Origin of the sequence: Polaromonas sp. 39-63-25, assembly GCF_002278925.1 — a bacterium.
GTDB lineage: Bacteria > Pseudomonadota > Gammaproteobacteria > Burkholderiales > Burkholderiaceae_C > Polaromonas.
The window spans coordinates 253,035-275,650 of the sequence record NZ_NCJH01000001.1; the positions used below are offsets into that span (position 1 = coordinate 253,035).

A 22,616-nucleotide genomic window follows, 5' to 3' on the forward strand; every position below is an offset into this window, starting at 1 on the left:
CCGTTATTTTTTGCCGGCCGGGGCCGTGCCGCTGCCGGAGCTGCGCATGGCCTTGAAGAAGTCGGACGAAGGATCGATCACCATCACGTCGCCCTTTTTGTCGAAGCTGGCCTTGTAGGCGTCCAGACTGCGATAGAACTGGGCAAACTGCGGGTCACGGCCAAAGGCGTCGCTGTAAGCCGCGGCGGCCTGCGCATCGCCCTCACCCTTGATTTTCTGCGCTTCGCGGTAGGCATTGGCGATGGTGACCTCGCGCTGCCGGTCGGCGTCCGCGCGGATTTTCTCGCCCTCGGCAGCACCGGTGGAGCGCAACTCATTGGCGACCCGCTTGCGCTCGGCCTCCATGCGGCGGTACACCGATTCGGTGATGGCTTCCACATAGTCGACACGCGTGATGCGCACGTCGATCACGTCAACGCCCCAGGGCTTGGCGCCGCGCACGACTTCCAGCACCTCGGCTTTCACGTCGGCCATCAGGGCTTCGCGTTTGAGCGACAGCAGGTCCTTGACGGTGCGCTTGTTGATGGCTTCCTGGAAAGCATTGCGCACGACCCGGTTCAGCTGGTTGGCACCGGCACGCTCGTCCAGGCCCACATTACGGATGTACTCCGAGGGCTGGATGATGCGCCATTTGACAAACCAGTCGATCACCACGCGCTGCTTCTCGGCAGTCAGCATCGGCTCGGCATCGGTGCTGTCCAGGGTCAGCAGCCGCCTGTCGATGTACGACACGTTCTGGAAAGGCGGCGGCAACTTGAAGTTCAGGCCGGGCTCCAGGATGACTTCCTTGATCTGGCCCAGCGCGTACACCACGCCGAACTGCCGTTGGTCGACCACAAACAGCATGGAACTGAGCAATGCCAGCGCCACCAGCATCGAAGAAGCAATAAATCCAACTCTATTCACGGCAGTTCCTTAGCGTGTTTCGCGGTCGCGGGTGCGTGAGGTGTCACGGGCCCGCGTATCGAGGGTCGAAGTGGACGGAGCGACCGGGGGCAAAGCCGCCGAGCCGGCCGGCTCCACGGTGGCGGTCTTGGCTGCCGTGGTGGCCTGCATCAGCTTGTCGAGCGGCAGATACAGCAGGTTCGAGCCCTGGCGTGACTCCACCAGCACCTTGGTCACATTGCTGTAGACCTGTTGCATGGCGTCGGTGTACATGCGGTCGCGTGTCACCTGGGGCGCCTTCTGGTACTCCGCCAGCACCGAGCGGAAGCGCTGCGCATCACCCTGGGCCTGTGCCACCACCCTGGCCTTGTAGGCCTCCGACTCTTCCTTGAGGCGCGATGCCGAACCGACCGCGCGCGGAATCACGTCGTTGGCATAGGCCTCGGCTTCGTTTTTCGCGCGTTCGCGCTCCTGCCCGGCCTTGAGCACGTCGTCGAACGAGGCCTGCACCTGCTCGGGCGGACGCACACCGCTTTGCTGCAAGTTGATGCCAACCACTTCAACCCCGACCTTGTAGCGGTCCAGGATGGTCTGCATCAGGGTGCGCACGCGCGGCGCGATCTGGTCGCGTTCCTCGGCCAGCGCAGAGTCCATTTTCATCTTGCCGACCACTTCGCGCACCGCGGTTTCAGCCGCCTGCACCACCGTGGCAGCTGGATCACGCGTCTCGAAAAGATAGGCACGCGCGTCGTTCAGGCGGTACTGGACCGCAAACTTGATCTCGACAATGTTCTCGTCTTCCGTGAGCATGGCCGACTCACGCAGGCCGGTGGCCTTGATGATGGTATCTCGACCCACGTCAACGGAGCGGATCTGGGTCACCACGACGACTTCATGGCGCTGCACAGGGTAAGGCAGGCGCCAGTTGAAGCCGGCGCCCACGGTCGAGTTGTACTTGCCGAACTGGGTGATGACAGCCTGCTGGCCCTCCTGCACGATGAAAAAGCCGGTACCCAGCCAGATCAGCACAGCCACGCCGGCAATCAGGCCGACACCGATACCCGCACTTTTCATGTCGGGCTGGAACCCGCCGGGGCCGCCCCCGCCTCCGCCGCCCAGTCCACCGGTACCGCGGCCGCGTTGCCCGGCATTTTTGGCGCCGCCAAAAAGACCGCCGAGCTTGCGGTTGAAGTCACGCCACAATTCATCGAGGTCGGGCGGGCCCTGGTTGGGGCCCTGACCCTGGCCCTGCGGACGGTTTGGCGCCGGCGGCCGCACAGGCGGCACGTCATCGCGGCCGGCCTCCGGCTTGGACTCGTCGGGCGGGGCCTTGTTGTCGTCGTCGCGGCCCCAGCGCGGATCATTCAAATTGAACATTCCTCGGGCGCGTTGCCGCAGCCTTGCCGGCAGGGTCGTCAGCGTCTGTAACACAGGGTTCAGGTTCATGAAATCGAGCTCACTTTTTTATGATTCCCACATTGTGCCTAATCAGGCCACGGCCTCATCGATTGGGGGGATATCTTCGACGGGCGCCTGCGACGCATGCCGGGCCAGCAACTCGCGCAACAGGGGTACACCCTCGCCCGTCTGTGCGCTGACAAAAACCCGGTCCACACGCCTGCCCGTGTCCGAAAAGGCGTCCTTGATCTCGAAACTGTCACTTAGCTGCAGTGGCCGGCGCGATTTTTCAAGGGCGTCGAGCTTGTTGAAGACCAGAATCTGCGGCACGTCGGCCGCGCCGATCTCGGCCAGCACGCGTTGCACCTGCTCGATCTGCTCGAGATGGTCCGGATTTGCGCCATCGACCACGTGCAGCAGCAAATCGGCGTCAGCGGCCTCCTGCAGGGTGGCGGCAAACGCATCGACCAGGCCGTGCGGCAGGTCACGGATGAAGCCGACCGTGTCCGACAGCGACACCGATCGGGCAGCGTCGCCAAGGTACAGCTGCCGTGTTGTGGTGTCCAGCGTCGCAAACAACTGGTCGGCCGCGTAGGCGCGCGCCTTGACGAGGGCATTGAACAGCGTCGACTTGCCGGCATTGGTGTAGCCGACCAGGGAAATCGTGAAGGAGTTGCGCCGCTCACGCTGGCGCCGCTGGGTCTGGCGCTGCTTCTTGACCTTGGTCAGGCGCTCCTTGGTGCGCTTGATGGACTCGCCGATCATGCGTTTGTCGAGCTCGATCTGCTTCTCGCCCGGACCGCCGCGCACGCCGGCGCCGCCGGTCTGACGCTCCAGGTGCGACCAGCGCCGTACCAGACGCGTCGACAGGTACTGCAGGCGCGCCAGCTCGACCTGCAGCTTGCCTTCGTGGCTGCGCGCGCGCTGGGCAAAAATCTCGAGAATCAGCAAGGTGCGGTCATTGACCGGCAGGCCAAGCACCCGTTCCAGATTGCGCTGCTGGGCCGGGCTCAGGGACTGGTCAAACAGGATTTCGCTGGCGCCCGTTTCCAGCGCGAGCATCTTGATCTCGTCGGCCTTGCCGCTGCCAATGAACAGCGCTGCATCCGGCGCCCGGCGCTTGCAGACCACACGGGCAACCGGCTGCAGGCCGGCCGTCTGGGCCAGCAGGCCCAGCTCTTCCAGGCCGGCATCAAAATTGGGGAGGCCCAGATCAACCCCGACCAGAATGGCCAGAGGCGCTGCCGCCGGGGAGAGGTCCTGGGAACTCAGCTGGCTGGGCTTTCTTGGGATTCTGCTGCAGCAAAATTGACTGCACGACCAGGAACAATGGTCGAAATGGCGTGTTTGTAGACCATCTGGGTGACGGTGTTGCGCAGCAGGACCACATACTGATCGAAAGATTCGATCTGACCCTGAAGCTTGATGCCGTTGACGAGGTAAATCGACACCGGCACATGCTCGCGGCGCAAAGTATTGAGGAAAGGGTCCTGCAAAAGCTGACCTTTGTTGTTGCTCACGATATTTTCCGTGTTCAAGAGTTGGTAGGACTTCACCTTACCACAGCCAAACGGCGGCGGCTGTCATCCTAAGGCGAATCTTTGCCCGCGAAGGGGTTGCTGGACGACTTCATCTGGATGCGCAGCGGCGTGCCCACCAGATCGAACTCCTTGCGGAAGCGCCCTTCCAGAAAGCGCTTGTAGGCGTCGGTGACGTGTTCCAGCGAATTGCCGTGAACAATGATGATGGGCGGGTTCATGCCGCCCTGGTGCGCGTAACGCAGCTTGGGTCGGAACATGCCGGCCCGTTGCGGGCTCTGGAACTGCACCGCCTCGAGCAGCAGGCGGGTCAGCACTGGCGTCGACATCTTGCGGTTGGCCGAAGCATGGGCCTGGACAATCGATTTCCAGACCGGGCCCAGACCCTGGCGCTTGATCGCTGAAATATTGTGGATGGTGGCGAACTTCAGGAAGGACAGCCGCGTTTCGATGGAGCGCTGCAGGATTTCCTTCTGATAGGCGTCCACCGCATCCCACTTGTTGACGGCCAGCACCACCGCGCGCCCGCTTTCCAGGATGTAGCCGGCAATGTGGGCGTCCTGGTCGGTCACGCCCTGGGTCGCATCCAGCAGCAGCAACACCACATTGGCGCTTTCGATGGCCTGCAGGGTCTTGACCACCGAGAACTTTTCAATCGCCTCGAACACCTTGCCCTTGCGGCGCAGACCGGCGGTGTCGATCAGCTCGAATTTCTGCCCGCCGCGCTCGAAGGGCACGGAAATGGCGTCGCGCGTGGTGCCGGGCTGGTCAAACGCCACCAGGCGCTCCTCGCCCAGCCAGGTGTTGATCAGCGTTGATTTGCCCACATTGGGGCGGCCCGCCACCGCCAGCTTGATCACCGTCGGGTCGCCAGGCTCGCCCTCCTCGTCCGGATCCGGCAGGTTCAGCGGCTTCAGCGCCATCTCGACCAGGGTGCGCATGCCCTGACCGTGCGAGGCGGACACCGGCAGGACCTCACCCAGCCCAAGCTCGAAAAACTCGGACAGGTGCACGCCCTCCGTCATGCCTTCGGCCTTGTTGGCGGTCAACACGGTCGGCTTGCCCAGTTTGCGCAGGTATTTGGCGATCTCGTGGTCCTGGGCATTGACCCCGGCGCGCGCATCGACCACAAACACCACGACGTCGGCTTCAGCCACCGCCTGCCGGGTCTGCTTGGCCATTTCCTTGTAGATGCCATCGACGGCCTTGGGCTCGAAGCCGCCGGTGTCGATGACGATGAACTCCTGCGCGCCCAGATGGCCATTGCCGTAGTGGCGGTCCCGCGTCAGGCCGGCATAGTCGGCCACGATCGCATCACGCGACTTGGTCAGGCGGTTAAAAATCGTCGATTTGCCCACATTGGGGCGACCGACCAGGGCAATAACAGGTTTCACAAGAGAGCATTCAGGGCGGAGAAACAAGCCTCCTGGGAGGGCAACGAAGTGACAAGCGTAGAGGCCACCTCTCTACCAGCCGGGGCCGCGGAACCGGCTTCTCCGGGCCGCAGGCGCAGCGCCCCCTCGGGGGGCAGCGACGACACGTCAGTGCGGAGCGTGGGGGCCACCATCTACTCGGGCGCGAAGCCGAAAACAGCGCCTGAACGCGTGACCGCAATCAGGATATTGCCGGCCAGCACCGGTGAGGCCGCCACCGGCGAGCCGTCGGTCACGAGGCGGTTCAGCGGCGAGCCGTCCGCACGGGACAACAGGTGTACAAACCCTGCGGCGTCGCCGATGGCGATGGAGCGGCCCACGACCAGCGGCGCGCTCAGGCTGCGGTAACGCAGGCTGTCCGAACTCCAGGCCCTTTCCCCGTCGCTACGGCGCCAGGCCAGAACCTTGCCGTCGGCTTCGGTGCCAAACACCAGGCTGTCGTCGCCATCGATGCCCTGCGCGCCATTGGCGGGCTTGGTCCACAGCAGGACGCCGCGCTGGGCATCGACACAGCCGACGCTGGCCTGGAAAGCCCGGGCGCAGACCGTGTTGCCGGTGCGGCTCACGGTGCCCACCAAGTCCACCAGGCGCTCCACATCATTGATGCCGCGCGGCGAGGCAATCGGGGCCTCCCAGCGGATGCTGCCGTTGAGCGGATTGAGTCCTGTCAGGCGGCCGGCCAGGCCCACCACCAGTGTGTCGCCGACGGCGAGCATGACACCCGACTGGCGCAGCACCAGCGGTTCGCTGGGGCGCTGCTGGGACCAGAGCTTGCGCCCGGTCTGACCGTCAAAGGCATTGACCGACCGGTCGGCCGCGAGCACAAACACCCGGCCGCCGGCCACAAACGGTGCGGTGAAGGCCTGGGCCGCCAGTTTCTGGCGCCAGATTTCCTTGCCGCCCGACACGGCCACCACTTCGTTGGTCCGCGTGACCACAGCGGCCACCTTGCCGTCGCTGCCCACGCCGGCTGCGATCGGCGCGCCGACATTCGTGCGCCAGAAGTCGCGGCCACTGCGTGCGTCCAGCGCCACCACGGTGCCGTCGGTGCTCGCCGCCACCACGGTATCGCCCGAGACGTTCACCTGGAGCGGGAAAGAAACCTCGCCGATACGGGCGGTCCAGACCTGTTTGGCCGGTACCAGCGCCACCACCGGCTGCAGTTCAGCCGGCTGCGGCTTCTTGACGGAGCTGCTGAACATCGAGCAGCCTGCCAAGGATGCTACCAAAAAGATAGCTGCAGGCGCTTTCAGCGTATGGGCCAGAGGCCGAAAAGACTTGAAAATCACTGCTTGACCTCCGGTGCGGACGCGGGAGAAACTGCAGCGGCGGCTGCAGCAGGGGCCAATGCCGCCGACGGGTTCAACCCGAGCGCATTGAGTTTGACTTCGACCAGGCGCCGGTACTCGGTGCGCTCATCCATGCCTTTCCAGGCTTTTTCGTATTCGGCCCGGGCTTCGTTTTTCTTGCCCTGTGCGGCGAGAATGTCGCCGCGGCGATCCGCCGCCAGCGCAACAAAGTCCTTGGGGAAGGCACCGGTGAGCTGCTGCAGGGCCTCGTCGTAGGCTTTGGCTTCCAGCAGCAAACCCGCCAGACGCAGCTTGGCAATCGCCTGGTAACCTTCATCGGCGCTTTTGCCGGCCACCCAGCTCAGGGAAACCTTGGCGGCATCGATGTTGCCCTTGTCGTAATAGGTCCTGGCCGCCAGCAGGCCGGCCTGCTGGGCAAAGGCCGTCCCGGCAAAACGCTCCTTCATGTCGGCCATCGCGCGGTCCAGCCGGCTGGTGTCTCCCGACTGGGCGGCACGTTCGACCTCGTCGTACATCACGGCCGCCTTGGCGGCCTGATCGCGCTGCCAGTAGTTGTAGCCGTTCCAGGCTGCAAAAGCGCCAAAAATGACAATCAAGCCCCAGGTAATCAGGTCACCGTATTGCTTCCAGAAGTGTTTCAGCTCGTCGAGCTGCTCCTGTTCTTCCAAATCGAGATGTTTTGCCATAGAGCTCTGCTGGTTCCGCCAAATGAATTGTGTTGATTGTAGGGGTCGCTGTCAGACGCCAGCGTGCAGGCTGTGCGCCCACGGGGCCACGGTCTCCAGCGGCTGCAGGGTTTGTGCCTGGGCGGCCTCGACCTTTTCGCCGCGCAGGGGCTTGACGGCCACGCTGCCCTGCGCGAGTTCAGCCTCGCCAAAGATCAGGGCGAACCGGGCGCCGCTGGCGTCGGCCTTCTTGAACTGGGATTTCATGCTGCCCATGCCGTCTGCGGAGGCGCCGGAGGCCGCATGCATCTGCACGCTGACGCCCAGGGTACGCAAGGCCTGCAGGGTTTTCAGCACCACCGGCAAAGCCGATGCATCGGGAACAATCGCATAAGCATCCGGCACCGGCAGATCCGCCGCCCCGCCCTGCTCCCTGATCAGCTCGAGCACCCGCTCCACGCCCAGCGCCCAGCCTACGGCGGGCGCGGCCTTGCCGCCGATCTGCTCGATCAGGTAGTCGTAACGGCCGCCGCCGCAGATCGTGCCCTGCGAGCCCAGGCTCTCGGTGATGAACTCGAACACCGTCAGGTTGTAGTAGTCCATGCCGCGCACCAGCCGCGGGTTGATGCGGTAGGCGATGCCGTTGGCCTCGAGAATGGCCTTGACGCTGCTGAAATGCGCCAGCGATGCTTCGCCCAGAAAATCGATCAGCCGCGGCGCGGCCTCCACCAGGGCCTGCATTGTCGGGTTTTTGGTGTCCAGGATGCGCAGCGGGTTGCTGTGCAGCCGGCGTTTGGCTTCTTCGTCAAGCTGGTCCGCGTTGGCCTCGAAATAGCTGATCAGCGCCCCGCGGTGCAACTTGCGTTCTTCGGGCTGCCCCAGGCTGTTGAGTTCCAGCCGCACGTCCTTCAGGCCCAGTTCTTTCCACAAGGCATCGGCCAGCAGGATCAGCTCGGCGTCGACTTCGGCGCCGGGAAAGCCCAGCGCTTCGGCACCGATCTGGTGAAACTGCCGGTAGCGGCCCCGCTGCGGACGCTCGTGCCGGAACATCGGGCCCATGTAGTACAGGCGCTTGCCGCCGTCGTACAGCATGCTGTGCTCGGCCACGGCCCGCACCACACCGGCGGTGTTTTCGGGCCGAAGTGTCAAGGCTTCGCCGTTGAGCCTGTCCTCAAACGAGTACATCTCTTTTTCGACAATGTCGGTCACTTCGCCGAGGCCACGCACAAACAGCGCCGTCGGCTCGACGATAGGCGTGCGGATGTTGCGGTAGGCATAACGCGCCATCAGCGAGCGCACCTTGCCCTCCAGCCATTCCCAGCGCGCCGAATCGGGCGGCAATATGTCGTTCATGCCTTTGACGGCAGTCAGTTTTTCAGCCATGGATATCCGTCAGGCGACCTGGGCAACGACTGGCGTGCCAAAGCGCTTTTCAATGTAGTTTTCGACAATGGTCCGGAATTCCTGCGCGATCCGGTCGCCGCGCAAGGTCACACTTTTTTCGCCATCTATGTAGACCGGCGCGGCCGGTGCTTCACCCGAGCCCGGCAGGCTGATGCCGATGTCGGCGTGTTTGCTTTCACCCGGCCCGTTGACGATGCAACCCATCACCGCGACCTTGAGTTTCTCGACGCCGGGGTAGCGGGCCCGCCAGACCGGCATCTGGGCGCGCAGGAAATCGTCGATTTCCTTGGTCAGTTCCTGGAACGTGGTGCTGGTGGTTCGGCCGCAGCCGGGACAGGCAGTGACGCTGGGCACAAAGCTGCGCAGGCCCAGCGCCTGCAGGATTTCGGAGGCAATCAGCACCTCTTGCGTGCGCGCTTCGCCGGGCTGCGGCGTGAGCGAGACACGGACGGTGTCGCCGATGCCTTCCTGCAGCAGGATCGACAATGCCGCGGCAGACGCCACCGTGCCCTTGGTGCCCATGCCGGCCTCGGTCAGGCCGAGGTGCAGCGCATAACGCGAGCGCCTTGAAAGTTCACGGTAGACCGAGATCAGGTCCTGCACGCCGCTGACCTTGCAGGACAGGATGATCTGGTTTCTGTCCATCCCCATCTGCTCGGCGAGTTCGGCCGAACCGACGGCCGAGGTGATCAATGCCTCGTACATCACCTGTTTCGCGTCCCAGGGCTGGTCGCGGCGGCTGTTTTCGTCCATCAAGCCAGCCAGCAGTTCCTGGTCCAGGCTGCCCCAATTGACACCGATGCGCACCGGCTTGTTCCAGCGGACCGCCGCTTCTATCATCTGCCCGAACTGACGGTCGTGTTTATCGCCCTTGCCCACATTGCCGGGGTTGATGCGGTATTTGGACAGCGCCTCGGCACAGGCCGGGTAGTCGGTCAGCAGGCGGTGACCGTTGTAATGGAAGTCGCCGATCAAGGGCACGTCGATGCCCATGCGGTCGAGCTGTTCGCGAATGTACGGCACCTGCGCCGCAGCCTCCGGCGTGTTGACGGTGATGCGGACCATTTCTGATCCGGCAATCGCCAGCTCCTTGACCTGGATGGCCGTGCCGATCGCGTCCACCGTGTCGGTGTTGGTCATGGACTGCACACGCACGGGCGCATCGCCGCCCACCGTGACCACACGCGAGCCCCAGACCACACGCGCCTGGGACGACACGCGCGCCTTGGGCGCGGCCGACTCCACGGGAAAACATGCTGTCACTACTTCACCTCAAAACGTGCAACGTTGTCTTTGCTCACAGCACCCAGGTCAAAGGCCTTGCCCCGCACCTCGACCTGCGTCGCATCGACCCGGCCCACCACAGCCGCCAGCGGCAGGACGCCTGATGCCCCGGCTTCTTCACCGGCAGCCAGGGTACGACGCAGAACGACCGTACCCCTGGCATCGGTGACTTCGACCCATGACTCCCCTTTGGCCTTGAACACGATGATGCCGGCCGCTGCGGGCGACACGGCCACCGACACAGCCGTGGGCGGCGGCGCGACAGCGGAAGGCTGCGGTGCCAGCACAGGGGCGGCCGGCGCCATGCCTGCAGTGGTAGCGGGCTGGTCCGCACTGTCGGTCACGGGGGGCTTGTCCACTTCGAGCAACTCGGTCCTGGCCATGGCCACCCCAGACAGCGCGCCCGACGGGGCCGCAGGTGTGTCGGCAACGGCGGGCGACGGTGTCGCCGGCTGGGTGGCGGTGCCGGGCTGCTGGACGGCGGGCAGGAAGATCAGGACCAGGGCACCCAGCAACAGCAGCAAGCCCGCCAGAACGGCAGGCCTGGAAATCTGCGCCAGCAGGGAGGGACCGGGTCCATCACCCGGGGAACGAAACGGGGTGTTGATGGGCGCACTCTGCTGCCCGAGACTGGGCTTGCCGGTTTGCGGCAACAGCGCCAGCACCTGACCCGCATCGATCTTGAGGGTGCGGCAGACGCTTGCCGCAAGCGCGCGGACAAACACGGCATCCGGCAGCAGGTCCAGCCTGTCGGCCTCCAGCGCTTCGAGTTTTTTGACCGGCACCTTCAAGGCCACAGCCAGAGCCGCGATATGCAGGCCTGCCGCCTCGCGTGCCTGCCGGATCAGGGAGCCGGCACTGACCGCGGGCCCGGCATCTGCCTGGCCCTGCAGGACGTGGGGCGGCGAGTCTTGCTGGGCCATCGCAGCACTACCCGGCAGCTGGCCGTCGGCGTCAGTCATTGAAGGCTCCTCTTTCGTAAGCTGCGGCCTCGCGTGACTGGCCGAAGCGTTTTTTAAGCTGATCGGCCAGCTGCAGCATCGCTTCGCGATTGCCCAGGCTGCGCTCCACCTTGATGCCTAGCCACAGGGTTTCAGCTCTGGCCAGATCGCTGTTATTCACGCGACGAATGTAAAACTGCGCACGCGGCAGATCGCCGCGCTGGAAAAGCGCACTTGACAGGTGGTAGCCGGTAATAGGGTTGCCTGCATCCAGCTCATACGACTGCAACAGGCTGCGCTCACCTTCAGCCGCTTGGCCTGCACTGATCTGGCAAATGCCTTGTGTCATCAGTGTTTTGGCCTGGCCGCCGTACTGAGGCATGGCGATAGCGCGCCCGAACAGCGCGATCGATTCGCTGTAACGTTTTTGCTGGCACAGCAGCCAGCCATAGTTGTGCAGCACATCGCCGTCCCGTGGATTGAGCGCCATGGCCCGCCGGAAACTGTCCTCGGCGAGCGCGTTGTCATTCATGCGCATGTAGACCAGGCCGCGCAGATTGTAGGCATCGGCATAGGTCGGGTCGGTCACCAGCGCCTGCTTGAGTTCGTCGAGGGCGACGTTGGTCTGCCCCTGCTGAAAATAGTTGGCGGCGAGCTCCAGGCGGATGCGCGCGCGTTTGCGCACGTCCGGCTCGTCCGACTCCGTCATGATTTCCCCGCGCCCGCTCGCGGCGCCCGGGGCGGAGCCCGGTTTGCCGGCACAGCCGGCGAGCAGCACGGCCGCCCAGCAGACAGACATCAACAGGACATTGCGGACACGCTTCATATACCGACCTCTCTGGAGACTATCTTGATGCCCTTGAGCATACCTTGCCTCTGCGTGGCCATGCGCTGCTGGACACCGGTGCGGTCCTGCACATCGCCGGCGAGCTGGCCGCAGGCAGCGTCGATATCGTCGCCCCGGGTTTTTCGCACGGTGGTCACGATGCCGGCATCCATCAGGATTTTGGCGAAAGCCAGCACCTGCGGCATGTCGGAGCGTTTCAGGCCGGAGGCCGGAAACGGATTGAAAGGGATCAGGTTGAACTTGCAGGCCAGCCCTTGCAGCGAATGCCTGCGCATCAGTTCCACCAGCATGCGCGCATGTTCCGGCTGGTCATTGACGCCATCGAGCATGCAATATTCAAAGGTGATGAAGTCCCTGGGTGCCGCGGCCTGGTAACGCGTGCAGGCCTCGAGCAGTTCAGAGATCGGGTATTTTTTGTTCAGCGGCACCAAGTTGCTGCGCAGTTCGTCTTCCGGCGCATGCAGCGACACCGCCAGCGCGACCGGGCAATCCTGCGCCAGGCGGTCCATCATGGGAACCACACCCGAGGTCGAGACGGTCACGCGCCGGCGCGACAGACCATAGGCATGGTCGTCCAGCATCATGCGCAGGGCCGGCAGCAGCTGCGCGTAATTTTGCAGCGGCTCGCCCATGCCCATCATCACCACATTGGAAATGACGCGCTCGGTTTTGCCAAGGTGTTTGCGCAGAAAGTGTTCGGCATACCAGAGCTGGCCGATGATCTCGGCTGTCGTCAGGTTGCGGCTGAAGCCTTGGTGTCCGGTGGAGCAAAACCGGCAGCCGACAGCGCAGCCGGCCTGCGACGAAATGCAAAGCGTTCCGCGGTCGGCCTCGGGGATAAAAACGGTTTCAATGACATCGCCGGCACCGACGTCGAACAGCCACTTGATGGTGCCGTCAGCCGAATCATGCCGGGATACCGGGTTGAGGCCCTGGATATGGGCCGCACCGGCGAGTTTTTCGCGCAGGGACTTGGCCAGATCGGTCATCTGGTCGAAATCGGTCGCGCCTTTCTGGTGAATCCAGCGAAAAAGCTGCGTAGCCCGGAAACGTTTTTCTCCGAGCTGCCCGCAAAAGGCGGCCAGACCTTCCAGATCGTAATCAAGCAGGTTGGCCGTCATTGCATGGAAATCCGCGCTTCAGCGCGAATAGATGTTCATGCCCGCGAAGAAGAAGCTGATCTCCACCTGGGCGGTTTCGACGGCGTCGGAGCCATGCACGGCATTGGCATCGATGCTGTCGGCGAAATCGGCGCGAATGGTACCGGCGGCGGCTTTCTTCGGATCCGTCGCACCCATCAGGTCGCGGTGTTTCAGGATCGCGTTTTCGCCTTCCAGGGCGGAAATCATGACGGGGCCGGAAATCATGAACTCAACCAGGTCCTTGAAGAAAGGACGCTCTTTATGCACGGCATAAAAGGCTTCGGCTTCGCCGCGCGACAGGTGCGCCATCCGGGCAGCAACCACTTTCAGGCCGGCAGCCTCAAAGCGTGCATAAATTTGACCAATGACATTTTTTGCCACTGCATCAGGTTTGATGATGGAGAGAGTGCGTTCGATCGCCATGAGATTTCCTTAACCTTGATTTTCTGGGATTTATTCAAATCGAATAAAGCCTCTGATTTTAACCCGCGGGCAATGGCCCTTGAGCAAAAGTGCGTGTGAATACGCCGGTGAGTTAACGGTTTCCGCCGCGGTTGCCGCCCCCGCTGCGATTTCCGCCGCGGTTTCCACCCCCGCCACCGCCACCGCCACCGCCACCTCCTCCTCCGCGCCGCGGGCCTGAAGGACCGCCACCGCCCGTGCCGCTGCCACCGCGACGCTGGCCCTGGCTCGGCGCCTGCCGCTGGCGGGTAAATGTTTCAGCGCCGATATAACCAAATGAGGTTTTCATCGGGTCGGGCTGTGCCCCGCCGGGGCCCTTGTCGCCGCGGTCGCCGCGATCACCGCCCCGGTCGTCGCGGCGCTTCGGCCCCTGTCCGCCGGTATTGCCCCCGAATTTTCCGGACGGACCGGACCGGGGACCGGCGCCGGGGTTGCCCCCATTGCCGCGTCCACCCTTGGCGCCGCGACGACGGTTGGGGTCGCGTGGCGCTTCGTTGCGATTCAGGGGGGGCTGGAGGTCCAGCGGATCATGGCCGGCCTCATCGCCATGATCGTCTGGCTCGGCGGTCCGGCTTTTTTCCGGCATGGCCTGCGCATCCGGTGCCCGGGGGGTGCCGTTGTCGGGGCGTCCCCGTCCGCCGCGTGAGCGGTCATTGCGGCGCGGCCCGCGCCCTGGACGGCCCTCGCCGGAGCCGGCTTCCCCGGCTGCCCCGGCTTCTCCCGCGTTCCTGTTGACTCCACGCGGATCGGCGCGCGCTTCCGAACGCCCAACAGCGCTGGTCAATGCGTCAATGTCGCGCTCGTCGAGTTCGACAAAGGCGCCGCGCTTGAGGCCGCGCGGCAGCACCACGGCGCCGTAACGGATGCGGATCAGGCGGCTGACGGCGTGACCCACCGCTTCGAACATGCGGCGCACCTCGCGGTTGCGACCCTCTGAAATCGTCACGCGGTACCAGCAGTTGGCGCCCTCGCCTCCGCCGGCTTCAATCGTGCTGAACTGGGCCAGGCCGTCGTCGAGTTGCACGCCATCGAGCAGGCGTTTTTTCTCTTCGTTGTTCAGCGCACCCAGCACACGCACGGCGTACTCGCGCTCCAGGCCAAAACGGGGATGCATGAGTTTGTTGGCAAGTTCGCCGGAGCTGGTCAGCAGCAAAAGCCCCTCGGTGTTCAGGTCGAGCCGGCCTACCGATTGCCATTTGCCCTGGAACAGCTTGGGCAGACGGCGAAACACCGTGGGCCGGTTTTGCGGGTCATCATGCGACACCACCTCGCCGGAGGGCTTGTGGTAGGCGATGACCCGCGGCGGCGGCGGGTCGATGCGCACCCGGATCGGCTTGCCATTGACCTTGACCGTGTCGCCAAACTGGATGCGCTGGCCAATGTGGGCCGGTTCTCCATTGACGGAAATCCGGCCCTCCAGAATCAGCTGCTCCATTTCCAGCCGGGAACCGAGCCCCGCCTGCGCCAGCACCTTGTGCAGCTTGGGCGTTTCAGGCTGGGGCAGCAGCACGCGCTTGGGAAGCTCGAGCGCCACGTCCTCCTCTTCGTCGGCATCGAACTGGCCGGTCACCACGTCTTCAAAACGCGCCAGCGCCGGCGTCACCTGAGCCGCACGCTCGGGCCGGCCCGGCGCCGCGTTCGCCACATCGTCGGCAGGCGCCGTCTCGACCGCTATCAAATCAGGAGCTCCCTGCGCAAGTGAATCGGGGGCTGGCGGCACAATGGGCTCATCAACCTGGGGGGTGGGAGCGGTGGCCGGAGCCGGATTGTCTTTTTGATTCATGCGTTTGCGTTCAGGCGTTGGGATCGGTGGCCGTGAGGCTGGTTAACGGAGCGTCCTGGGAATGGCCGGCATCCGCCGCATCGGAAAGTTCTGCGACCAGCAAGCCGGTCCCGGGATCGTCCGGCAAGCGGGCATCCTCGGGAGCCGCCTCGTCGCCTGTCACAGCCGCCGGCATGCCAAACTCGATCTGATCGAGCATGGACGCCTGCGCCGCCGTGGTGTCCATGACCGGCAGCTGGTCCAGCGACTCCAGCCCCAGGTCGTCGAGAAACTGCCGCGTCGTGGCGTACAGCCCCGGCCGCCCGACGGTTTCGCGGTGGCCGATGACCTCGACCCAGCCCCGGTCCTCGAGCTGCTTGAGAATCATGCTGTTGATGGTCACGCCCCGGATGTCTTCCATGTCACCGCGGGTGACCGGCTGACGGTAGGCGATGATCGCCAGCGTCTCCAGCGTGGCGCGCGTGTAGCGCGGCGGCTTTTCAGGGTGCAGGCGATCAAGGTACTCGCGCATCTGCGGCCGGCTCTGGAAACGCCAGCCGGTCGCGACATGCACCAGCTCCACCCCCCGCCCGGACCAGTCGTTTTGCAGATCCTCCAGCAGGAGCTTGAGGGTGTCGGCGGTCAGTGCCCCGTTGAACAAAACACCCATTTCACGCAAAGGCAGCGGCTGCTGCGCGCAAATAAGTGCCGTTTCGAGGACGCGCTTGGCATCCGTCGTATTCATGGTCTTGGTTCCGAAATGATTCGAGATAAAGGCGCCTGGCGGCGCAGTTCACATTCATGCGCAACCACAACATCGGGGCGCGCCATGCGGCGGGTAGCAGAAAACTACTGGATTTGATTGTATCCCAGCCCCAGCTGGCCAAGCGCCGCGGCCAGATCCGCCGGCAGCGGCGCCCTGAACTCAAGGGCTTGGCCGGTCACCGGGTGAGTGAAAGCCAGGCGGCAGGCATGCAGGGCCTGTCGCGCCATGCCCGCGGCAGGTTTGCCGCCATAAACCTCGTCCGCCACCAGCGGATGGCCGATGGAGGCCATGTGCACCCTGATCTGGTGCGTCCGGCCGGTCTGCAGCCGGCAGCGCACCAGGCAAAACGGCCCTTCGTTTTGCAGCAGGTAAAAGCCGGTCGAGGCGGTTTTGCCGGCCGTTTTTTCCAGGTCCACCACCGCCATGCGCAGGCGATTGCGCGGATCGCGGCCTATCGGCGCCTCCACCTGGCGCGACTTCGGTCCTTCCCACGCGCCGTGCGCCAGCGCGATGTATTCCCGGCTGACACTTCGTTCGGCAATCATGACCACCAGCTGGTCCATGACCTGGCGCCTGCGCGCCACCACCATGAGGCCGCTGGTGTCCTTGTCCAGCCGGTGCACAATGCCCGCGCGCGGCAGCAGGCTGGCCTGGGGGTCGCGCGCCAGCAGCCCGTTGAGCAGCGTGCCGCTCCAGTTGCCGGGCGCCGGATGCACCACCAGGCCGGCCGGCTTGTTGAGGACCAGCAGATGCTCGTCCTCAAAGAGAACCTCCAGCGCCATCACCTCCGGCTTGAAGGCCTGGCTTTGCGGTGTGGGTTTGAGTTCGATCTTGAGGTTGTCGCCGGCCTTGACCCTGGCCGAGACCTTGGTCACCGTGACGCCATTGAGCTGCACCGCGGCAGCCTCTATCAGTTGCTGCAGATAGCTGCGGGAGAACTCGGGCACAATGCCAGCCAGTGCCCGGTCCAGACGCGCGCCGTGGCTCTCCACGGGAACACTGACCTCGCGCAACTCGGCATCGGCGGCCGTCTCGCCCTCCCCCAGAATGTCCTCCACCAGCGTGCCCGCCGCAGTGGCGCTCGATATAATCAGTTTGCTTTGTACAGAATCAGTCATTAACAGGATCAATTGCGATGTTTTCCACCAAATTATCGGTTGTTCCAGCCACACGCCCCGTGGCAGCGGCCATGCTTGTCTGTGCATTCGTCCTTTCGGCATGTTCCTCCACCGTGAAGGACCCCACGGCCAACTGGAGCCCGAACAAGATTTACACGGAAGCCCGGGACGAAGCGAATTCCGGTGCCTACGACAAGGCCGTCCCGCTGTTTGAAAAGCTCGAAGGCCGCGCGGCCGGCACGCCGCTGGCGCAGCAGGCCCAGCTGGAAAAGGCCTATGCCCAGTTCAAGGGTGGCGAGCAGGCACAGGCCCTGGCGACGCTGGACCGCTTCATGAAGCTGCACCCGGCCAGCCCGGCGATCGACTATGCCCTGTACCTCAAGGGCCTGGTCAACTTCAATGAGAACCTGGGCCTGTTCAGCTTCCTGTACAAGCAGGACCTGTCCGAGCGGGACCAGAAGGCCGCCAAAGAGTCCTTCGAGTCCTTCAAGGAGCTGGTCAACCGCTTTCCCGAATCCAAGTATTCGGCCGACGCGCGCCTGCGCATGAACTACATCGTCAACTCCTTGGCCCAGTACGAAGTCCATGTGGCCCGCTACTACTACACCCGTGGCGCCTATATCTCCGCCATCAACCGTGCGCAGACTGCGATCGCGGACTACCGCGATGTGCCGGTGCTCGAAGAAGCCCTGTTCATCCTGTACAAGTCTTATGACGCCCTCAACATGACCCAGTTGCGCGACGACACCAAACGCGTGATGGAAAGAAGCTTTCCCCAGAGCGAATACCTGTCCAAGGGCTTCAAGTCGGTGGATGGGCCCTGGTACAAGTTCTGGTAAGCAGATCCAGCCGCTCGTTCAACTCCTCTTCCGAGGCCAGGCGCTGCATGGGCGGCAGCGCACGCAGCAGCCGCTTGCCGTAACCCATGGAAGCCAGGCGGCTGTCGCAGACCACCAGCACGCCCTGATCGGTCTCGCGGCGAATCAACCGCCCCGCGCCCTGCTTCAGCGCCACCGCGGCTTCCGGCAGGAAATAGTCGTTGAAAGCGCTTTTGCCTTCAGACTCCAGTAGCCGCGATCTGGCCTCCACCATCGGATCGTTGGGCGGCGGAAACGGCAGCTTGTCGATGATCACGAGCTGCAGCGCATCCCCCGGCACATCGATGCCTTCCCAGAAAGAGGCGGACGCCACCAGCACGCAGCCACGCCCGCCATGGCTGTCGGCCTGGCGGAAACGCTCAATCAGGGTCCGCTTGGGCATGGCCCCCTGCACCAGTACCTCGATCTCGGTCGAATTCTCAAAGCTCGCCTGCAAGGCATCGCCAATGGCGCGCAAGGCGCGCAAGGTCGTTGTCAGCACCATGGTGCGGCCGCCCAGCCGGCGTGCCCAGTCCGCCGCGGAGGACGCCACAGCAGCCGTGTGGGTGGGCTCGCCAGGCTTGGGGAAGTTTCGCGGAATGTAAAACGCCGCCTGGCGCGCATAGTCGAAAGGGCTGCCCACCTGCAGCGTCGTGGCGCCGGTCAAGCCGCAGGGCTGCGTGAACCAGCTCAATTGCGCATCGTCGCCCAAGGTCGCCGAGGTAAAGATCCAGGTTTTGGCAGCCGCCTTGTCGTCGGTGAACACCCTGGCCTGGATAGCCTGGGCGATGTCCAGCGGAGACTCCACCAGCCGCAGTTGGGTGCCCACATCCAGCCAGCGGACACCGCCGGGCTCGGGCGCAAGACCAAAAGCGCGGGCGCGCGCTTCCAGTTCGGCAGCGCGCTCGTGCAGGCGCACGAAGTCCGGTGCGATCTCACTGACCGTGTTCAGGGCCTCACAGGCGCCAGCCAGCGCGGTGCTGACGGCCGCCAGCGCCTCTCCCCATTCGACGGGGGCCAGGCCTTCGGGCGCAGCATCGGTCCAGCGCAGCTTGCTGCCCGGGTAGGCCTTGCCCACACACAGGCGCAGGTCACGCGCGGCATGTTCGGTCGCGCCGGCCAGTGCCTGCCAGTCCAGCAGGCCGCGCGCCAGCTGCAGCCCGGTGCCCAGCATGTCGCGCGCAAAATCGAGCAGTTGCCCGGTCGACAGGTTTTTTCCCAGAAACTGCACACCGGTTTCATTGAGCTGGTGCGCCTCGTCAAAAATCGCAATGCGCACTGTAGGCAGCAGTTCGGCTACGCCCGATTCGCGCACCGCCAGATCCGCAAAAAACAGGTGGTGGTTGATCACCACGACGTCGGCCGCGAGCGCTTCACGGCGTGCATGGTTGACGTGGCAGGCACGAAAACGCGGGCACTGGACCCCGAGGCAGTTTTCGCGGGTCGAGGTCACCCAGGGGATCACCGGCGAGCGTTCGTCCAGCCCTGGGAGTTCAGCCAGATCGCCGGTATCGGTTCCGCGCGCCCACTCCTCCACCTTGGCCAGCGCGCGAAGCGAGCTGCGCTCCGGAAAGTTCGCGTCATGGCGGGCCATCTCCATCCGGTGCAGGCAGAGGTAACTGCCGCGCCCCTTGAGCAAGGCGGTGCTGACCGGCACGCCCAAGGCCTTGACCAGTGCCGGCAGGTCACGCCCGAACAGCTGGTCCTGCAAGGCCTTGGTGGCGGTGGACAGCAGCACCCGCTCGCCGCTGAGCAGGGCCGGCACCAGGTAAGAGAACGTTTTTCCGACACCGGTGCTGGCCTCCACCACCAGCGGATAGGCGCCTTCGATGGCGCGCGCCACGGCCAGGGCCATGTCGGTCTGGCCGCTGCGCGGGACAAAATGCTCGGCCGCGCGCGCCAGCACACCTTCGGGGGCAAAAGCCTCCAGGACTTGCGATTCCAGGTTCATCAGGCGGGTTCGGGAGGGTCGAGGGCCAGCTCGAGCTGGGAGATCAGGTCGCGCAAGAGCAGGCGGCGTTTTTTCAGGCGCCTGAGCATCAACTCGTCGATCGGCACGGCATGTGCGGTGAGGTCCACCAGGGCATTGAGATCCGCATGTTCGATCTTGAGGTCTATGAGGCGACGCTCCGGGGAGTGCAGGTTGAAGTCCAAGTTTTTTGATCCGGGGGGCAGCTTCATCTGATAATACGTTGATTACGGAGATAAATCGAGTCCACATGACTCGGCCATTTCAATATGTCCAAAGGTTATCGAATCACGGCGTCAACCGGTATCCATAAGGGAGACCGCGACTACCAGCAGGACCAGGTGGCCCTGCTCAGCCATCCGCGCATCGCGGGCTGCATGCTCGGCATCGTGGCCGACGGCATGGGCGGTCGAAGCGGCGGACGCAAGGCGTCCGACCAGGTCATGATGACCGCTAAACAGCTGTTCGAGCGTTATGCCCCCGACACCGACGATGCGGTGGCCATGCTCAAACAGCTGGTGGAAGAGGCCCACACCGTGATCAAACTCACCGCCATTTCCGCCGAACAGGAGCCGCACAGCACGCTGGCTGCGTTCCTGATCAACCCGGGTGGAGACTGCCACTGGGTGCATGCCGGCGACTCGCGCATCTACCATTTCCGGGGCGCCAAGCTGGTCAAGCGGACCACCGACCACTCGTATGTCCAGACACTGGTGGACAAAGGGGAACTCACCGAGGAAGAGGCCAACGTGCATCCGCAGTCCAACATCCTGATGGGCTGCTTGGGCACCGAAGAGGTGCCGCCGATCAGCCAGCACTACATCCCCCAACTCGGCCCGGGCGACTCATTGATCGCCTGCAGCGACGGTGTCTGGCACTATTTCAGTCCCAGTGAAATGGGCTCGGCCTTGTCCATGCTGTCGCCGCGCGAGGCGACCGAATTCCTGATTCAGAAGGCGCGGTCGCGGGCCCATGGCGGCGGCGACAACCTGTCGATGGTCATCGTCAAGCTCGAGGCCCTGGCCTGACCCTGACTTAAGCTCAGTCAGGTGCAGGCAATGACTTGGCCGCCGGCTTGGTCTGCTCGCGCAGCCTCTGCTCGCGGGTCGCTTTTCTCTCCTGCGCTTCCTGCTGCTTGTCTTTGTAAATCTGGGCCTCTTTGGCACTGGCGGCCTGCTTGTCGGCGCGCGCCTTGGCCCTCTCCTTGGAGCCTTGGTCCTTGCCTGCAGCCTCTGCCGCATTGACTGCTTCGTTCTGCTTCAAATCGAAACGTTCGCTGGCCTTCTGGCGCGTACGCTCTTCCCGGGCCTTGGTGTCTTCCAGCGCCGTGGCGCGGCGCTCGGCGGCTTGCCGCTCGGCCTCGGGCGATGATTTTTCCTCGGTCTGGCGAATCTGCTCGGCCGCCTTTTGCCGGCGCTCCTGCTCGTTGAGGGCAACTTCCCTGAATTTCAGGTCAGCCATCGCCTCGCGGCGCCGGGGTTTGATGGCATTGAGGCAGCTGTTGACAAAAAACTTCTTGTAACAGGCGTCTTCTTCCGCATCAAATGCCGCCTCCAGGGTGGCGCGCTCGGCGTTGATGCGCTGCCGTTCGCGATTGGTGGCGGCCGACAGCAGTTCATCCTGGGTTTGAGCGCTTGAGGCGAAACCCAGTGTGGAAAGCAGCAGGAAAAGAAATAGTTTCTTCATGTCAGGGTGGTATCCACATTTCGGCGCTCCAGCGCCAGAAACTCGGCAGACTGCATTTCATTGAGCCTTGAGACTGTCCGGGGAAATTCGTGGGCCAGAGGGCCTTCTGTATATAACGCTTCAGGAGCGACTTCTGCCGACATGATGAGTTTGACACGCCGATCGTAAAGAACATCAACCAGCCAGGTAAAGCGACGCGCTTCGGACGCCATGCGTACCGGCATGTGCGGTACGTCGCTGAGCAGCACCGTGTGAAACTGGGTGGCGATTTCCAGGTAGTCATTTTGTGAACGCGGCCCGCCGCACAGGGTTTTGAAATCGAACCAGACGACGCCGCCTGCCTTGCGTCTGGCGTGGATTTTCCGTGATTCGATGTGCAGCACCGGCGATTCGTCGTGAGACTCCGCCAACCGCTGAAAAGTTTCCTCCATCTCCGCGTCGGCCCGCGGCCCCAGCGGCGTGTGGTAGAGCCTGACCTGCTCGAGCGTGCGCCGGCGGTAGTCGGTCCCGTTGTCCACGCTGATCACTTCGAGGTGCTGCTTGAGCAGCGCAATCGCAGGAAAAATGCGGTCACGGTGCAGGCCGTTCGGGTACAGGTCGTCGGGATGAAAATTGGAGGTGGTGACAAAACCCACGCCGTTGTCAAACAGCGCCGCCAGCAGGCGGTGCAGAATCATCGCATCGGTGATGTCGGCGACGTGAAACTCGTCAAAGCAGATGAGGCGGTAACGTTTGGCAATACGTTTGCCCAGTTCGTCGAGCGGATTGACCGTGCCCTGGAGGTCGCGCAGTTCACGGTGGACTTCGCGCATGAACTCGTGAAAATGCAGGCGCGTCTTGCGCTTGAGCGGAACCGCGTTGTAAAAACAGTCCATCAGGAAGCTTTTGCCGCGCCCCACCCCGCCGTGCATGTAAACCCCGCGCGGAATATCGGGCCGGTTGATCAGCTTCTTGAGCGGATTGGAACGCTTCTCCTTGAACGCCGCCCACTCGGTGGCGCAACGCTCCAGCGCGTCCACCGCCCGCAACTGGGCGGGGTCACTGGTGTAACCCCGCGTCTTCAGTTCAGACTCGTAATCCGAACGCACCGACCCTCGCGGGACGACCATCAGCCGCCGCCGGGCCGCCCCAAGGCGGCTGGGCCCCCTT

At 63.9% G+C, this 22,616-nt stretch carries 22 protein-coding genes; 2 read left to right on the forward strand and 20 right to left on the reverse strand.

Annotated features, from left to right (window positions below):
• Positions 1–3: 3 nt before the first annotated feature.
• The 16 genes from hflC to B7X65_RS01305 all read right to left on the reverse strand — a co-directional run bounded on the left by hflC (position 4) and on the right by B7X65_RS01305 (position 16,955).
• A complete protein-coding gene (hflC, locus tag B7X65_RS01230; protein WP_293592172.1) occupies positions 4–906 on the reverse strand; it encodes a protease modulator HflC in 903 nt (300 codons plus the stop codon).
• 9 nt (positions 907–915) lie between these two features.
• Complete coding sequence (hflK, locus tag B7X65_RS01235; RefSeq protein ID WP_293592173.1) at positions 916–2,331, reverse strand: FtsH protease activity modulator HflK; 1,416 nt, start codon at positions 2,329–2,331, stop codon at positions 916–918.
• Between the two features lie 42 nt (positions 2,332–2,373).
• Positions 2,374–3,513: a GTPase HflX gene (gene hflX, locus B7X65_RS01240; RefSeq protein ID WP_293592443.1), complete on the reverse strand. Its 1,140-nt coding sequence runs from the start codon at positions 3,511–3,513 to the stop codon at positions 2,374–2,376.
• A 38-nt stretch (positions 3,514–3,551) separates the two neighbouring features.
• Positions 3,552–3,821 (reverse strand): RNA chaperone Hfq, encoded by a 270-nt coding sequence (hfq, locus tag B7X65_RS01245; protein WP_293592174.1) that lies wholly within the window; start codon positions 3,819–3,821, stop codon positions 3,552–3,554.
• Between the two features lie 50 nt (positions 3,822–3,871).
• On the reverse strand, positions 3,872–5,215 hold the full coding sequence (gene der / locus B7X65_RS01250; RefSeq protein ID WP_293592175.1) for a ribosome biogenesis GTPase Der: 1,344 nt from the start codon (positions 5,213–5,215) through the stop codon (positions 3,872–3,874).
• Between the two features lie 173 nt (positions 5,216–5,388).
• Positions 5,389–6,543: an outer membrane protein assembly factor BamB gene (bamB, locus tag B7X65_RS01255; RefSeq protein ID WP_293592176.1), complete on the reverse strand. Its 1,155-nt coding sequence runs from the start codon at positions 6,541–6,543 to the stop codon at positions 5,389–5,391.
• Positions 6,540–7,250 (reverse strand): tetratricopeptide repeat protein, encoded by a 711-nt coding sequence (locus B7X65_RS01260; RefSeq protein WP_293592177.1) that lies wholly within the window; start codon positions 7,248–7,250, stop codon positions 6,540–6,542. The genes bamB and B7X65_RS01260 overlap by 4 nt, the downstream gene beginning before the upstream one ends.
• A gap of 51 nt (positions 7,251–7,301) precedes the next feature.
• Positions 7,302–8,612 carry a histidine--tRNA ligase gene (gene hisS, locus B7X65_RS01265; protein WP_293592178.1) on the reverse strand — a complete coding sequence of 437 codons (1,311 nt, stop codon included), beginning with the start codon at positions 8,610–8,612 and terminating at the stop codon, positions 7,302–7,304.
• A gap of 9 nt (positions 8,613–8,621) precedes the next feature.
• A complete protein-coding gene (gene ispG / locus B7X65_RS01270; protein WP_293592179.1) occupies positions 8,622–9,896 on the reverse strand; it encodes a flavodoxin-dependent (E)-4-hydroxy-3-methylbut-2-enyl-diphosphate synthase in 1,275 nt (424 codons plus the stop codon).
• The gene (locus B7X65_RS01275; RefSeq protein ID WP_293592180.1) at positions 9,896–10,879 is read right to left on the reverse strand and encodes a helix-turn-helix domain-containing protein; all 984 of its coding nucleotides are present in this window, start codon (positions 10,877–10,879) and stop codon (positions 9,896–9,898) included. Before B7X65_RS01275 ends, ispG begins: the two co-directional genes overlap by 1 nt.
• The gene (gene pilW / locus B7X65_RS01280; RefSeq protein ID WP_293592181.1) at positions 10,872–11,684 is read right to left on the reverse strand and encodes a type IV pilus biogenesis/stability protein PilW; all 813 of its coding nucleotides are present in this window, start codon (positions 11,682–11,684) and stop codon (positions 10,872–10,874) included. Before pilW ends, B7X65_RS01275 begins: the two co-directional genes overlap by 8 nt.
• Positions 11,681–12,826: a 23S rRNA (adenine(2503)-C(2))-methyltransferase RlmN gene (gene rlmN, locus B7X65_RS01285; protein WP_293592182.1), complete on the reverse strand. Its 1,146-nt coding sequence runs from the start codon at positions 12,824–12,826 to the stop codon at positions 11,681–11,683. The genes pilW and rlmN overlap by 4 nt, the downstream gene beginning before the upstream one ends.
• Before the next feature lie 18 nt (positions 12,827–12,844).
• Positions 12,845–13,270, reverse strand: a complete 426-nt coding sequence (gene ndk, locus B7X65_RS01290) for a nucleoside-diphosphate kinase (RefSeq protein ID WP_096662563.1) — start codon at positions 13,268–13,270, stop codon at positions 12,845–12,847.
• A 112-nt stretch (positions 13,271–13,382) separates the two neighbouring features.
• On the reverse strand, positions 13,383–15,092 hold the full coding sequence (locus tag B7X65_RS01295; protein ID WP_293592183.1) for a pseudouridine synthase: 1,710 nt from the start codon (positions 15,090–15,092) through the stop codon (positions 13,383–13,385).
• 10 nt (positions 15,093–15,102) lie between these two features.
• Entirely contained in the window at positions 15,103–15,816 is a 714-nt protein-coding gene (gene scpB, locus B7X65_RS01300) for an SMC-Scp complex subunit ScpB (RefSeq protein ID WP_293592184.1), read from the reverse strand.
• A gap of 104 nt (positions 15,817–15,920) precedes the next feature.
• A complete protein-coding gene (locus B7X65_RS01305) occupies positions 15,921–16,955 on the reverse strand; it encodes an RluA family pseudouridine synthase (RefSeq protein WP_293592185.1) in 1,035 nt (344 codons plus the stop codon).
• 17 nt (positions 16,956–16,972) lie between these two features.
• On the opposite strand from B7X65_RS01305, the gene B7X65_RS01310 reads away from it, so the two are divergent.
• The gene (locus B7X65_RS01310) at positions 16,973–17,794 is read left to right on the forward strand and encodes an outer membrane protein assembly factor BamD (RefSeq protein WP_293592186.1); all 822 of its coding nucleotides are present in this window, start codon (positions 16,973–16,975) and stop codon (positions 17,792–17,794) included.
• On the opposite strand, the gene B7X65_RS01315 is transcribed toward B7X65_RS01310, so the two are convergent.
• Positions 17,757–19,763 carry an ATP-dependent DNA helicase gene (locus tag B7X65_RS01315; protein ID WP_293592187.1) on the reverse strand — a complete coding sequence of 669 codons (2,007 nt, stop codon included), beginning with the start codon at positions 19,761–19,763 and terminating at the stop codon, positions 17,757–17,759. The two genes, B7X65_RS01310 and B7X65_RS01315, sit on opposite strands and share 38 nt — an antisense overlap.
• A complete protein-coding gene (locus tag B7X65_RS01320) occupies positions 19,763–19,966 on the reverse strand; it encodes a DUF465 domain-containing protein (RefSeq protein ID WP_096696985.1) in 204 nt (67 codons plus the stop codon). The genes B7X65_RS01315 and B7X65_RS01320 overlap by 1 nt, the downstream gene beginning before the upstream one ends.
• A gap of 84 nt (positions 19,967–20,050) precedes the next feature.
• Between B7X65_RS01320 and B7X65_RS01325 the strand changes: the two genes are divergently transcribed.
• Positions 20,051–20,809 (forward strand): protein phosphatase 2C domain-containing protein, encoded by a 759-nt coding sequence (locus tag B7X65_RS01325; protein ID WP_293592188.1) that lies wholly within the window; start codon positions 20,051–20,053, stop codon positions 20,807–20,809.
• A gap of 13 nt (positions 20,810–20,822) precedes the next feature.
• Here B7X65_RS01325 and B7X65_RS01330 read toward each other — a convergent pair whose 3' ends face one another.
• Together B7X65_RS01330 and zapE are read right to left on the reverse strand one after the other, a co-directional pair.
• Positions 20,823–21,467 carry a hypothetical protein gene (locus B7X65_RS01330; protein ID WP_293592189.1) on the reverse strand — a complete coding sequence of 215 codons (645 nt, stop codon included), beginning with the start codon at positions 21,465–21,467 and terminating at the stop codon, positions 20,823–20,825.
• The gene (gene zapE / locus B7X65_RS01335; RefSeq protein ID WP_293592190.1) at positions 21,464–22,576 is read right to left on the reverse strand and encodes a cell division protein ZapE; all 1,113 of its coding nucleotides are present in this window, start codon (positions 22,574–22,576) and stop codon (positions 21,464–21,466) included. The genes B7X65_RS01330 and zapE overlap by 4 nt, the downstream gene beginning before the upstream one ends.
• Positions 22,577–22,616 lie beyond the last annotated feature (40 nt).

Excerpts from the sequence above, each read along its gene's own strand:
- B7X65_RS01295 (WP_293592183.1), bottom strand. The coding sequence starts at position 15,092 with ATGAATCAAAAAGACAATCCGGCTCCGGCCACCGCTCCCACCCCCCAG.
- B7X65_RS01315 (WP_293592187.1), bottom strand. The coding sequence starts at position 19,763 with ATGAACCTGGAATCGCAAGTCCTGGAGGCTTTTGCCCCCGAAGGTGTG.
- scpB (WP_293592184.1), bottom strand. The coding sequence starts at position 15,816 with ATGAATACGACGGATGCCAAGCGCGTCCTCGAAACGGCACTTATTTGC.
- B7X65_RS01260 (WP_293592177.1), bottom strand. The coding sequence starts at position 7,250 with ATGGCAAAACATCTCGATTTGGAAGAACAGGAGCAGCTCGACGAGCTG.
- ndk (WP_096662563.1), bottom strand. The coding sequence starts at position 13,270 with ATGGCGATCGAACGCACTCTCTCCATCATCAAACCTGATGCAGTGGCA.
- B7X65_RS01275 (WP_293592180.1), bottom strand. The coding sequence starts at position 10,879 with ATGACTGACGCCGACGGCCAGCTGCCGGGTAGTGCTGCGATGGCCCAG.
- zapE (WP_293592190.1), bottom strand. The coding sequence starts at position 22,576 with ATGGTCGTCCCGCGAGGGTCGGTGCGTTCGGATTACGAGTCTGAACTG.
- hflK (WP_293592173.1), bottom strand. The coding sequence starts at position 2,331 with ATGAACCTGAACCCTGTGTTACAGACGCTGACGACCCTGCCGGCAAGG.
- B7X65_RS01325 (WP_293592188.1), top strand. The coding sequence starts at position 20,051 with ATGTCCAAAGGTTATCGAATCACGGCGTCAACCGGTATCCATAAGGGA.
- pilW (WP_293592181.1), bottom strand. The coding sequence starts at position 11,684 with ATGAAGCGTGTCCGCAATGTCCTGTTGATGTCTGTCTGCTGGGCGGCC.
- B7X65_RS01305 (WP_293592185.1), bottom strand. The coding sequence starts at position 16,955 with ATGACTGATTCTGTACAAAGCAAACTGATTATATCGAGCGCCACTGCG.
- B7X65_RS01330 (WP_293592189.1), bottom strand. The coding sequence starts at position 21,467 with ATGAAGAAACTATTTCTTTTCCTGCTGCTTTCCACACTGGGTTTCGCC.
- hisS (WP_293592178.1), bottom strand. The coding sequence starts at position 8,612 with ATGGCTGAAAAACTGACTGCCGTCAAAGGCATGAACGACATATTGCCG.
- B7X65_RS01310 (WP_293592186.1), top strand. The coding sequence starts at position 16,973 with ATGTTTTCCACCAAATTATCGGTTGTTCCAGCCACACGCCCCGTGGCA.
- rlmN (WP_293592182.1), bottom strand. The coding sequence starts at position 12,826 with ATGACGGCCAACCTGCTTGATTACGATCTGGAAGGTCTGGCCGCCTTT.